13 protein-coding genes, 1 pseudogene and 1 riboswitch are annotated in these 12,347 nt (G+C 30.4%); of the genes and pseudogenes, 6 read left to right on the top strand and 8 right to left on the bottom strand.

The window, feature by feature from the left end; genetic code table 11:
* The 4 genes and pseudogenes from HMPREF2782_RS08190 to HMPREF2782_RS08175 all read left to right on the top strand — a co-directional run.
* Positions 1–1,085 (top strand): annotated as a pseudogene (locus HMPREF2782_RS08190) (MobA/MobL family protein); the annotation flags it as partial.
* Positions 1,086–1,172: 87 nt separating this feature from the next.
* Complete coding sequence (locus HMPREF2782_RS08185) at positions 1,173–1,532, top strand: DUF3796 domain-containing protein (protein ID WP_070642215.1); 360 nt, start codon at positions 1,173–1,175, stop codon at positions 1,530–1,532.
* The gene (locus HMPREF2782_RS08180; RefSeq protein WP_070642212.1) at positions 1,525–1,728 is read left to right on the top strand and encodes a helix-turn-helix transcriptional regulator; all 204 of its coding nucleotides are present in this window, start codon (positions 1,525–1,527) and stop codon (positions 1,726–1,728) included. Before HMPREF2782_RS08185 ends, HMPREF2782_RS08180 begins: the two co-directional genes overlap by 8 nt.
* 100 nt (positions 1,729–1,828) lie before the next feature.
* On the top strand, positions 1,829–1,993 hold the full coding sequence (locus HMPREF2782_RS08175) for a transposon-encoded TnpW family protein (RefSeq protein ID WP_070642209.1): 165 nt from the start codon (positions 1,829–1,831) through the stop codon (positions 1,991–1,993).
* Between the two features lie 179 nt (positions 1,994–2,172).
* On the opposite strand, the gene HMPREF2782_RS08170 is transcribed toward HMPREF2782_RS08175, so the two are convergent.
* The 3 genes from HMPREF2782_RS08170 to HMPREF2782_RS08160 all read right to left on the bottom strand — a co-directional run bounded on the left by HMPREF2782_RS08170 (position 2,173) and on the right by HMPREF2782_RS08160 (position 6,411).
* Positions 2,173–3,507: a sodium-dependent transporter gene (locus tag HMPREF2782_RS08170; RefSeq protein WP_070642206.1), complete on the bottom strand. Its 1,335-nt coding sequence runs from the start codon at positions 3,505–3,507 to the stop codon at positions 2,173–2,175.
* Positions 3,508–3,706: 199 nt separating this feature from the next.
* The gene (locus HMPREF2782_RS08165) at positions 3,707–4,981 is read right to left on the bottom strand and encodes an amidohydrolase family protein (RefSeq protein WP_070642203.1); all 1,275 of its coding nucleotides are present in this window, start codon (positions 4,979–4,981) and stop codon (positions 3,707–3,709) included.
* A gap of 8 nt (positions 4,982–4,989) precedes the next feature.
* Positions 4,990–6,411: an NCS2 family permease gene (locus tag HMPREF2782_RS08160; protein ID WP_070606463.1), complete on the bottom strand. Its 1,422-nt coding sequence runs from the start codon at positions 6,409–6,411 to the stop codon at positions 4,990–4,992.
* Positions 6,412–6,469: 58 nt separating this feature from the next.
* Positions 6,470–6,566: riboswitch (purine riboswitch) on the bottom strand.
* Positions 6,567–6,767: 201 nt separating this feature from the next.
* Here HMPREF2782_RS08160 and HMPREF2782_RS08155 point away from each other — a divergent pair.
* The gene (locus HMPREF2782_RS08155) at positions 6,768–7,556 is read left to right on the top strand and encodes a hypothetical protein (RefSeq protein ID WP_070642201.1); all 789 of its coding nucleotides are present in this window, start codon (positions 6,768–6,770) and stop codon (positions 7,554–7,556) included.
* A 68-nt stretch (positions 7,557–7,624) separates the two neighbouring features.
* On the opposite strand, the gene HMPREF2782_RS08150 is transcribed toward HMPREF2782_RS08155, so the two are convergent.
* Positions 7,625–8,926, bottom strand: coding sequence for a pyrimidine-nucleoside phosphorylase (locus HMPREF2782_RS08150; RefSeq protein WP_070642199.1), 1,302 nt, complete (start codon positions 8,924–8,926; stop codon positions 7,625–7,627).
* 60 nt (positions 8,927–8,986) lie between these two features.
* Positions 8,987–9,211, bottom strand: a complete 225-nt coding sequence (locus HMPREF2782_RS08145; protein ID WP_070642195.1) for a hypothetical protein — start codon at positions 9,209–9,211, stop codon at positions 8,987–8,989.
* A gap of 92 nt (positions 9,212–9,303) precedes the next feature.
* Here HMPREF2782_RS08145 and HMPREF2782_RS08140 point away from each other — a divergent pair, with 92 nt between their 5' ends.
* On the top strand, positions 9,304–9,708 hold the full coding sequence (locus HMPREF2782_RS08140) for a hypothetical protein (RefSeq protein ID WP_019118623.1): 405 nt from the start codon (positions 9,304–9,306) through the stop codon (positions 9,706–9,708).
* A gap of 12 nt (positions 9,709–9,720) precedes the next feature.
* Here the strand turns inward: HMPREF2782_RS08140 and HMPREF2782_RS08135 are convergent, their stop codons facing one another.
* From HMPREF2782_RS08135 to HMPREF2782_RS08125, 3 genes are read right to left on the bottom strand one after another with little or no spacing between them, the layout of a single operon-like run.
* The gene (locus HMPREF2782_RS08135; RefSeq protein ID WP_070642192.1) at positions 9,721–10,161 is read right to left on the bottom strand and encodes a hypothetical protein; all 441 of its coding nucleotides are present in this window, start codon (positions 10,159–10,161) and stop codon (positions 9,721–9,723) included.
* A gap of 8 nt (positions 10,162–10,169) precedes the next feature.
* Positions 10,170–11,333: a M20 metallopeptidase family protein gene (locus tag HMPREF2782_RS08130; RefSeq protein WP_070642190.1), complete on the bottom strand. Its 1,164-nt coding sequence runs from the start codon at positions 11,331–11,333 to the stop codon at positions 10,170–10,172.
* Positions 11,333–12,316, bottom strand: a complete 984-nt coding sequence (locus HMPREF2782_RS08125) for a molybdopterin-binding protein (protein ID WP_070642188.1) — start codon at positions 12,314–12,316, stop codon at positions 11,333–11,335. The genes HMPREF2782_RS08130 and HMPREF2782_RS08125 overlap by 1 nt, the downstream gene beginning before the upstream one ends.
* Positions 12,317–12,347 lie beyond the last annotated feature (31 nt).

Genomic DNA, 12,347 nt, shown 5'->3' with positions numbered 1-12,347 from the left:
GATAAAAATGACGGAAACCCACACGCACATATCTTACTTACCATGCGACCATTAAACAAAGATAAAACATGGGGAGCAAAATCAAAAAAGGAATATATCCTTGATGAAAACGGAGAAAAAGTAAAACTCAAAAACGGCAATTACAAAACAAGAAAAATAGATACAGTCGATTGGAATGAGCAAGACAAAGCAGAAGAGTGGCGAAAGTCGTGGGCAGATATTACAAACAAGTATCTTGAAGAAAATAGCATAAAAGAAAAAGTAGACCACCGCTCTTATCAAAGACAAGGGATAGAACAAATACCGACCATTCATTTAGGAGTATCAGCAAGTCAAATGGAAAAAAAGGTATTGTTACAGACAGAGGAAATATCAACCGAGAAATCAAACATCAAAATATGATTTTAAGAGAAATCTCAAGACGAATAAAAGCCTTACTAAATTGGATAAGAGGAATTGGAAAAGAAGAAAAAGCAGAAATTGATAATCTCAAATCTACCCTCCAATCCAAAGAAAATTTGCTATCCATTTTTGAAAATCTTATCCGTAAAAAAGCAGATAGCAATAACACAGATTTAGGAAAGTATGTTGAAAGCTATCAGTTCTTAAAAGAGAAAAATATCATTTCTGTATCTGAACTGAAAGAAAATATAGTTACTTTAAGAGATAAGAACTACAAGACTACGAGAACTATTAAAGACACCGAAAAGAAAATAGATGATAGAGTACAACTTATCGACCACGCCGAGAAATATTTGAAGCATAAAGATACCTATAAAGCCTATACCAAGCTAAAGAAAAATAAACAAGATACTTTCTACAATGAACATACCGCAGAGATTATTTTATTTGAAAGTGCAAAGAAATATCTCAAAGAGCATTTAGGAGAAAGCAAGACCCTAAATATATCCAAATGGAAATCAGAAATAGGCACTTTGAGGAAAGAAAAAGATACTTTATATTCTCAAATCACAGATATACGAAAAGAAGTGGAGCAGGCTGAAAGTGTTAGAAGCTGTATAGAGAATCTACTAACAGAAAACAGAGGACTAACACAGGTTAAGAGAAATGAGTTGGACATATAATTTTAATATTAATTTGTTGACACCAAAAACTGAATGTGGTATATTTATATCATAAAGATAGAAATATACCACATTAGGAGGTCTATTATGAAAAGAAAATTAAATCCAGTCGGGTTTTTATCCTGTATTTCCATTATTGCGTTGATGGGGTTTATTACAAATAATCGAGGATGGTTTGGTTTTTTAGGTTTTCTTTATTATTTTAGATACTTTTGGATTATACCAGATGAATCTTTCCGAAATAATATCAAGAAATCAGCTACAGTCGCTTTTTCTGCTCAACTTTTTTCTTTAGCTCCATTATTGTTTTTAACCAAATTCTTAATAAGACACGAAAATTTTGTTCCTATATCATTTGGGATAAGCTTTTGCGTAGGGATTTTATTCTTTACCTTGACAATAGTTGTTTTGGAATGGAGGGAATCTAAAGGGATATCAAATGATTAAAAATAAGATAAAGGAATATAGGGCTAGAAATAATATGAAACAGGAAGAGTTGGCTCAAAAAGTAGGTGTAAGAAGAGAAACGATAGGAAATTTAGAAAAAGGTAGATATAATCCGTCTTTGGTACTTGCTTGGAATATAGCAAAACAGTTCAATGCTTCAATTGAAGAAATATTCACCGTAGAAGATGAGATATAAATTTATATTTTACAGAAGATAATGTAATGAGGATTCAAGAAACAGTAAATCGAAAAAGGTTTACTGTTTTTTCTTTGCTTAAAAACGGAAAGGAGGACACATGGAAGAAGAAAAAAGAAAAATAAAAACACCACCCAATAAACAATTAACAATGGATATTGGAAAGACAAAATATACTGTAAACCTACATTTCAAGCAAGGTACAGGGGAAACATACAAAGATAAAATACTAAGGCTAATCAAGAGAGAAACAGAGAAGATATAAATTTTTCAAAGAAATTTTGTTTATGTCCTTGACAAATCTTCCCAAATCAAGGCACAATCATCTAGTCGAGATGAGTTTTAGCATAATTTTATTTTTGAATTATTAATGAACTATTAAACTGACTTTGTCTGCGCTCTAACTAGATAAAATAATTATCTCGTTTACTTTTATATAATTTATCAGCCTATTCCTCCAAGAATTGCTCCTGCTATCAAGGCTATTAGTGCTGCTCCTACGTATATATATTTTGAAAGTAGAAAATAAAAATTTCCGACTGGTTTTTTTGCTCCTTGATTTACTGCTTTTAGGGCAAAATCTTTTCCTCCTACCCACAAAAACATTATTCCAGCAAGTCCTGCTCCCAATGGGCAAACATAAATCGAAATTACATCCATCCACTCTCCTACAATTTTTTGAATCAATATTGCCATTATGCAACCAAAAATATGAATTATAAGGGTTGATTTTTTTCTAGAAAAATTAAATTTTTCTTGCAAATAGGCTACTGATGATTCGTATAGATTTATAATTGAGCTAATTCCTGCAAACAAAACGCAAAGGTAAAAAATTATTCCCAAATATCTTCCAGCTGGCATAGAATTTAAAACATTTACTAAGTATATAAACATAAGTCCTGGCCCGCCAGTATCAAGCGGTGTATTTGTTGTTGCCATGGCTGGAATTATTACAAAAGATGCCATAAGTGATGCTATTGTATCAAAAATCGCTACATTTTTTGCGGATGCAATGAGATCTTCTTTTTTTGATAAATATGAGCCATAAATTATTGTTCCAGATCCTGCTACTGATAGTGAAAAAAATGCTTGGCCAAAGGCATATATCCAAACTTTTGGATTTTTTATTAAATCTTTGTTGATGGTAAAAATATATTCGTATCCTTTTGATGAGTCTTTCATTGTTGAAATATAAATTGCAAGAAATACAAATAAAATAAAAAGTGTTGGCATCATTATTTTATTTGATTTTTCTATTCCTTTTGAAACGCCCAAAATCATAATAAAAAAACTTACAATTATGGCTATTACTATCCAAAGATTTGCCTCGCTTGCTGTTTTTGAGAAAGTTTCGCCAATTAGGTCCATATTATTTCCCATAGCTTTCAAATCTCCAGAAAAAGCCATAAAAGTGTATTTAAAAATCCAAGCCATTACGCAAGTATAGCCAATAGCAAGGGCAAGCGAACCTACAACTGGAATTATTCCAAGTCTTTCTCCAATTTTTTTGTTCTTGTATCTTAATTCGGTGCATTTACCAAAAGCTCTAACAGTTCCAGATTCTGTAAATCTTCCCAAAGCCATCTCGCTTATAACTCCTGTTGATGCAATTAAAATTACAAATATAAAATATGGAATTAAAAAAGTCATCCCATCATATTGAGAAACAAGAATTGGAAATCTCCAAATATTTCCCATCCCAACAGCCGAACCTATACAAGCTAAAATAAAGCCCCACTTACTTTGAAATCCATCTCTTTTTAAATTCTTTTCTTTCATAATTTACTCCTAGTATTATTATAACAGAAAATAATAATTTTTATTTTATTTTAATAAATATTAAAAAAGTAGGCAAGTAAGTTTTATAACTTTGTAAAAAAGATTAAAATAAATCCATAAAAATCCTTCCGATTTTAAAATTTATAAAGAGTTTTTATTAACAAAAAAACTCCGCCTGCTTTAAAACAGGCGAAGTTTTTTAAAATATTTTATTTCCTCTTACAAATTTTGAAACTATATCTTCATCTTTTGACAAATATACTATTCTTTCAAGTCTTTGTTTTAAGTTGAATTTATCTTCTTCTAATAATTTTTCATCATCTATTACTATAGCATCGAATTCGTAGCCTTTTTCAAATGAACCGACCTTTCCAAAAAATTCTCCTCCGCCCAAAGTTGCCATATAAAATGCTTCTTCAAGGCTTAATGGTTTTATTTTTTCGTCAACTAATCTATATCTTAATTTTGAAACTTTTATGGCATCTGCCATGGCTTTAAAAATTGATGCGTGAGTTCCTCCTGCAACATCCGAACCAAGTCCAATTTTTTGTCCTTCTCTTAGATATTTTCCTGCTGGAGCAATTCCTGATGTTAAATTTGTATTTGAATCTGGACAATGTGCAATGAAAACTTCGTTTTCTTTTATCAAATCTTGTTCATCATCATTTGAATATACACAATGAGCCATTACTGTTTTGTTGTTTTTGCCAAATAAATCAAAAATATTGTAAGCATCTCCATAAAATTTAGCCTTTGGTACTAATTCTTTTACCCATTCTATCTCTCCCAAATTTTCTGATAAGTGGGATTGGATAGGAAGATTGTATTCATCTTTTATTTTTCTTAATTTTTCAAGCAATTCGTCAGTACATGATGGGATAAATCTTGGTGTTAAAATTGGATAGGTGTTTTTATATTTTCCTTTAATGGATTCAAGCCAATCAAGTGTGGCATTTTCTGATTCATCTGCATCTTTTTCTTCAAGGTCTACTCCACCATTTCTATCCATATTAACTTTTCCAACAAATGAAACCATTTTTGATTCTTCCATCAAATCCATCAAAATTTGTGTAGATTTTACATGAAGACTTGCAAAAATTACATGTCTTGTATTTGGTCCATATTTTAAATAATCTACAAATCTTTGGTAAGATCTTTTGGCATAATCTTTGTCTTTAAATTTTGCCTCGCTTGGAAATGTGTAAGTGTTTAACCAATCCAACAATTCCAAATCCATGCCCATACCCCTAAAATTATATTGAGGGGCGTGGATATGAAGGTCAACAAGACCTGGGCAAATTATTTTTTCTCCAAAATCTATTACTTCTATGTCTTTATATTTTTCATCTAATTTTTCGAAAACTCCCATTGATTTTCCATCTTGGCAAATAAGATAAGAATTTTCAAAACAATTTATTTCGTTTTGATTTTTGCTATAAATTATATTTCCCTTTAGGGCATAAGTTTTTATCATTTGTCCACCTACCCTAAGGTTATAAAGGCATACCTAAATACAAAGGTAAGGGCAATTATTAGTGTTAGTGGTTTTATTTGATCTTTTTGTCCTGTAAAGAATTTTGCTATACAATATGTGATTAAGCCAAGTGCTATACCATTTGCTATTGAATATGTAAATGGCATGAAAACTATTGTACAAAATGCTGGGAGTGCATTTGTTATGTCGTTAAAATCTATGTCTTTTACGCCACCAAGCATCAAAATTCCTACAAAAATTAAGGCTGGTGCTGTAGCTTGTGCTGGGATTATTGAAATAATTGGCACAAATATTATTGATAGTAAAAATAAAAGTGCTGTTGTAAGACTTGTAAGTCCTGTTCTTCCACCTTCTGCAATACCTGCTGATGATTCTACAACTGTAGTTACTGTACTTGTTCCAACCAAAGCTCCTGCTGCAGTAGAAATTGCATCACTCATTAGAGCCTTTTTCAAATTAATAACTTCTCCTTTTTCATCAACAAGACCAGATTGTTTTGCTGCTGCAAGCAAAGTTCCAAGTGAGTCAAACATATTTACAAGTGAAAAGCTTAGAACAAGCATAGTTACTGTAAAAATTGATGTCCACATATTTTCTCCCGCAAAAAGTCCTGCGAAATCTAAATTAAAAAATGAAACTTCAAAAAAGTCATTAACTTGTGCTCCCAAATTTAAGCTTAAATTTGAAATGTGAGTTAGTCCCATTGGAATACCTAAAAGAGTTGAAGCTAAAATAGAAATCAAAATTGCTCCCTTAACTTTTTTGTAAGATAAAATTGCTATCAAACAAAGTCCAATAAGTGAAAGGACTGCACCCATAACAAGTTCTACATTTGCATCAGGGCCTCTCCATTTTGCAAAATCTACAAGGGAAACCAAGGTAGCCTCATTACCTACAACAAGACCTGCGTTTTTCAAACCAATTATGGTAATAAACAAACCAATTCCAGGTGTCATAGCAAGTTTTATAGAATCGGGAATAGCACGAATAATTGCCTCCCTAATTCCAAGAGCTGTGATTACAATAAATAATATTCCTGAGATAAAAACAATTACAAGAGCTTGGGCATAAGAATATCCCATACCAAGCATAGTAGTATAAGCAAAAAATGCACTTAGGCCCATGCCGGGAGCTTGAGCAAAAGGAAGTTTTGCATAAAAAGCAACTAAAATTGTACCAATAAAGGCACCAAGACAAGTTCCGATAAATACACCGTTTGAAATTTTTTGAGCCATTTGGCTATCACCCATAATTTCAAAAGGCGAAGACAAAACTTGAGGGTTAATTATCAACACATATGCGATAGTGATAAAAGTAGTGATTCCAGCGATAATTTCAGTTTTTACATTAGTATTATTTTCATTAAGATGAAAAAACCTATTTAGAAAACCATTTGTTTTTGAGTCCATAAGGATCCTCCTTCATAATTTTTTTCTAATTTAATAGTTATAGTTATTTTAAGATTAACTATTAATCTTTAAAAGCCATAGCCACTTATTTACGGTAAGTCGTAGAAACTCTCAACCAATTATGAGATTATATCGCTTTTAGTCAAAACTTATCATTTGTCGACAATTAAGATAACGTTTTCTGTATTATACTACATACAACATTTCTTTGTCAATAGCTTATTAGCGAAATAAAGTTATTTTTTAATTTTTTTATAAGATTTTTTCAAAATTATGTTATTTTCAAAAAATAAAAATTAAAAATTCAAATTATTTTAAAAATGGGTAAATATCTATTGAGATTTTTAGGAGGACTTATGAAAAAGAAATTAAAAAATAAAAATTACCTAATCGGATTAATAATGTTCATTTTGACATTGATTTTTTCTTATATGGCTTATGTTGGAGTATTTTTTTTACACAAATATAAAGATATTTTAGAAATGTATGAAAATCCACTTGTACCCGACTTTTTTACTTTTTATATTTGGATTTTCATTTATATTTTTTCTCTTTTATTTTTGCTTTTGCCATATATAAAAAAACTTTCAATGACAAATGAGGAAATTTATTACGAGAAATTAATGCCACTTTTTATTTTTTGGAATATGGCAAATGGAATTTATGTAGTAATGGTAAACAATAATTATCTTATGCCCGCCCTTATAGGAGCAATGGCTTATGCTTTGATTTTGATTAATCTTGTAAAAACTATTGACCAAAATAAGGATTTTTCTAAAAAATACAAATATCTTATTACTCTTCCTACAGGAATTCATGCAGGATGGATTATTTTTTCGGTTTTTACAAATATAATGATGGTTCTTTTCGAAAATAGAAAAGACCCTTATTCAACTTTTGCAATAATTATAAGCCTAATTTTATTAATTCTTGCAAGTGCTGTGGTTTTATTTGTATTTAAAGAAAACAAAAACTCAGGCTTAATTATTGGATTTTTATTTTCCTTGATTGGAATAATAGGAAAACAAAGACCATCATCAAGTTTTCAAAATTCTAATTATATTGTATTTATTGAAGCGATTATTTTATTTATAATGACAAGCCTTGTCGCAATTTATATTTTTAAATTCATTAAAGAAAAGTAAAATTTAAAAATCCTAGCATTTTGCTAGGATTGTTTTTTTAAAAAAATTTTATTATTTTTACTTCAAAACTATTCCAAAATTTCTTCTACAACTGGAATTGGATTTGTTTTTTCATTTGAGTAGGAAAATGTATTGTAAAAACTTTCTATCCATTCATATGTTAGTTTTTCGTCGTGATAAACTGTTGCGAGAATATCGTCTTTTTTGATTTTATCGCCTTTTTTTACTTTCATTTCAAGTCCTACTGCATAATTTATATTATCTTCTTTCTTTTCGCGTCCTCCTCCAAGTTTCATTGATAAAATTCCAAGGTTCATTGAATGAATGTTATCAATATAACCTTCTTTTTGGGATTTCATTTGAGTTTTAAATTTTGCTTGAGGCAAAAGGTCTGGATCTTCTATTTGTTTTACATTTCCGCCTTGGTATTCAACCATTTTCTTTAACTTTTCAAAGGCTTTTCCAGAATTTATTGCATCTTCAAGCATAGCTCTTGCCTCATTTTTATTTTTGGCAATTTTTCCTTGAACAAGCATAATCTCTCCTGCAGTCAAAACCAATTCTGTAAAATCTTTTGGCCCATTTCCTTTTACAGTTTCAATTGCCTCTTTTACTTCAAGAGCATTGCCGATTGTATTTCCCAAAGGTTGATTCATATCAGTAATCATTGCCTTGGTGTCTTTGCCAAGTTTTTTTCCTATATTTATCATTGCATTTGCCAATTTTTTGGCATCTTCAATTGTGTGCATAAAAGCACCTTCTCCATATTTTACATCAAGTAAAATTGTGTCAGAGCCAGATGCAAGTTTTTTACTCATTATAGATGATGCAATAAGCGGAATCGAATCTACAGTTGCTGTAACATCCCTTAGAGCATACAATTTTTTATCAGCTGGAACCAACTCTCCTGTTTGACCAATAATTGCAAAGCCAATTTCATTGACTTGTTTTTTAAAATCTTCTTCTTTTAAAAATACATTGAAGCCTTCTATTGATTCCAATTTATCAAGTGTTCCACCAGTATGACCCAAACCGCGTCCGCTCATCTTTGCAAGTTTTAAACCACAAGCAGAAATTATTGGGCCAAGAGCAAGAGAAGTTTTATCTCCAACCCCACCAGTAGAATGTTTGTCAGCCTTTATTCCATTAATATCTGACAAATCAATTACATCGCCACTATTCATCATACACTCTGCAAGTTTTGCAGTTTCATGATCTGTCATGCCATTTAAAACAATAGCCATAAGAAGAGCAGAAGTTTGATAATCAGGAATTGATTCATCCGTTACACCATCAATCCAAAATTTAATTTCCTCATCTGTTAATTCTTCTTTATTTTTCTTTTTTTCAATTATATCTACAAATCTCATCATATCCTCCTAATTATATATAAATACCCATTTTTCAAATTTTTGAAAAATTTATATAAATCAAAAGTTTTCTTTATCAATTAATTTTTCAATATTCTTATTAAGCCTATCAAGTTGTTTAATCATAAGCCAATTTTGTGCAAATAAGGCATTGATTCCACCACTAGCAAACATAGTAGAATTATTAAAAATAAGGTCTAAATCCTCTTTCTTAATTTCTTCTAGTTCATAATAATCAACAATTTGTTCAAATGCTTTCTCATTTTTCCTATCAAAAATCGCCATATTTTCCTCCAATCTATATATTAATTTTACCCCATATAAAAAATATATATAAATTTCTTTTTATTATGATATTATTTATATAGGAGGATTTTATGATTAAAAAATTAATTAAGAATTTTAAACCTAATCTTTTTAGGGTTTTTATTTTACTAATTTTATTTTTAGCGATGGGCGGAGTATTTTTGGCAACAAATATGAGTGGAGCTGTACTTTTGATTGGAGATTTACTTTTTATTTTTGTTACCTTGCTTTTTTCAGATCATTTTGACTTGTATAAGTCCAAAAAATATAAAAATCAATTTTTAATAACCGTAGTATTTACAATTATTTTAATATTAATTTTGTCTATGGTTTTGGTTTCTTTGGATATGGATGTAAATGATTTTAAAGGATTTAAATCTATTTCATTTAACTTATATATGCTAACAGGAGCTTATATTTTATCCTTACTTTACAAGGAAATCAGATATTTTTTGGATAAAAGGGCAAAAAAATAAGAGCTTTTGCTCTTATTTTTTTAGTATATCCAAAGGATTAATTGCTTGTGGGCTTATGGATAATTTGTTTTTATTGTTGTAGAAAACAAAGATTGGAAAGTTTGTTTTGCCTTCTTCTAAGTTTTCTCCTAGGCTTTCTAGGAAAAATTTCATGTCTTCTTTGTTTATATTTTTCTTTTCTTTTTCAAGCCAAAATGGGGATATGGGTTTTATTTCTTCTATATCAATAAGGATTCCCACTTCATATTCCCTATTTAAAAAACTTGCCCCAAAGGCATAGATTCCATTTTCGTGGTCTTCTTTTTGGTCTATATTTAAATTTTTTGGAAGACTTACCACATCTATTTCCATTACATTTGTAATTTTTCCATTTATTTTTTCAAAATTTTCTAAAATTTTATCTTTTTCTAATTGTTTTTTTACTAGATTGTAGTATTTTTTGTTTTTTAACATGATCCCTCCTATTTTTGTAAATCCAAAACTGCATTTGCTATAACTTCTACTGCTGGCTTTATCGCCTTATCTGAGCAGTAGAAATTTTTGCTGTGGAGGGCTTCTTTTTTATGATTTTCTTCTCCGCTTCCAAACCAATAGAAAAATCCTGGGACTTTTTCCATATAGAAGGCAAAGTCTTCGCTTGCCATGGTTTGTCCTTCTTTTATTATATTTTCTTCTCCCAAAATTTTTTCTGCTGATTTTAAAACTTTCTCATACATTTTTTCTGGATTATAGACTAGGGGAATTTTTTCTGTGTATTTTATTTCGTACTTACATTCATAGGCATCAGCCACATTTTTTACAATCTCTTCCATTCTTTTTATTGATTTTTCCAAAGATTTTTTTGAAAGGGACCTTATTGTTGCAGACAGATGAGCCCTATCTACAACTAGATTATTTTCTGAGCCTCCATTTATGGAATTTACAGATAAAACTGTGGAGTCAAATGGATTTGTGTTTCTTGAAATAATTGTTTGAAGCGCCATAACTATATTTGATGCGCAAACAATTGGGTCAATGTTTAAATGTGGCATGGAACCATGTTGGCCTTTTCCTATAATTTCAATTTTAAAATTAACCTTTGTGCTCATAAGAGGGCCTTTTTTTAAAACCACCTTGCCATAGTTAATTTCTGGCCAATTGTGAAGGCCCAAAATCTTGTCGATTTTCACCTTTTCAAAAAGTCCCTTGTCCAAATATTCCTTGGCACCTGTCGTTATTTCTTCTGATTTTTGGAAAATAAAAACCACATCGCCTTTTAATTTTTCTTTATTTTTTGATAAAAGTTTAGCTATAGCAAGGACAACCGATGTGTGATAATCGTGACCACAAGCATGCATTACCTTATCATTTTTTGATTTGTAGGAAATTTCTGTTTCTTCTTTTTGTAAAAGAGCATCAATATCTGCCCTAAGACCAATAACTTCTCCATTTTTTCCAGTATTAAGCCTTGCGATTAAACCAGTTTCTATGGGAAAATCTATAATTTCCATCCCATCAATTTTTTCTAAAAATTCTCTTATGATTTTTGTTGTCCTAAATTCATTTTCAGAAATTTCTGGGTGCATGTGGATATCATGTCTTATTTTTATTATTTCTTCTAAATCTTCTTTCGAAATTTCAAGCATTATCTGTTTAAAAGTCCTCCCTCTCCAAGTTCAATAAAATCTTCTTTTTTAAGGTCGATTTTTGCAAAAATTCTTGGCAAAAATATGTCAAAACTTGTAAATTTTGAATGCATACTTGCTCCTGGCACTCCAACCAAATAAGTTTTTCCCTTCATTCCAACCGTAAGCATATTGCCTGGTTGGACTGGCATTCCTTGGATGATAAATTTGTCAGATAAATCTTTTATGGTTGATGGAGTTATATCGTCAGGATCTACACTCATCCCACCAGAAAATACAACAAGGTCTACGCCTTTTTCAAAGTATTTTTGACAAATATTTTCTATATATTCTCTATCGTCTGGGCATTTTTCGATTCCAATTAATTCGTGGTCAAAGTGGGATAATTTTTCCCTAACTACCGGCTCAAACATATCTTTTATTCTACCTGTAAAAACTTCATTTCCAGTAATAATTACACCAACTCTGAGCTTTTGAAATTTTTTCACTTCAAAAATCGGCTCATATTTTTTGGCGATTTTTTTAATATTTTGAACCTGATTTTCTTCGGTAAAAAGAGGAACAATCCTTCCCCCAACCAAATTGTCCCCTTCATTTACAATTGAATATGAAGGGATTGTTGCAAAAGTGTAATCTCCTTCCATATTTAGGTCAAAAAGTCCCTTTCTGTTTATCACAAAAAGTCCATAGGTCTTGCTTTTAAAGCCAATTTTCCCTTCTGATGGATTTGAATAGGAAATATTTTCTCCAATCAAATCATCTGCAACTTCTCTTATTGCATCTTCTTCGTGGACAAAACCTTTGTCAAGCTCTCCCACAAATATATTCTCTTTTCCAATATCTTTTAATTTTTCTATATCTTCTTTTTGGATTACATGGCCTCTTTTAAAAAGCACACCCTTAAAGCCACTTGCTTTTATTCCAGTTAAATCATGAAAAAGCACATGCCCAACTGCATCTTCTACTTTTATTTTTTTTAGCATAAATTCTCCTGTTTATAAATTTTTCCAAAAA

Source organism: Anaerococcus sp. HMSC068A02 (genome assembly GCF_001811125.1).
GTDB lineage: Bacteria > Bacillota > Clostridia > Tissierellales > Peptoniphilaceae > Anaerococcus > Anaerococcus vaginalis_C.
This window is presented reverse-complemented; position numbering and strand designations above follow the sequence as displayed.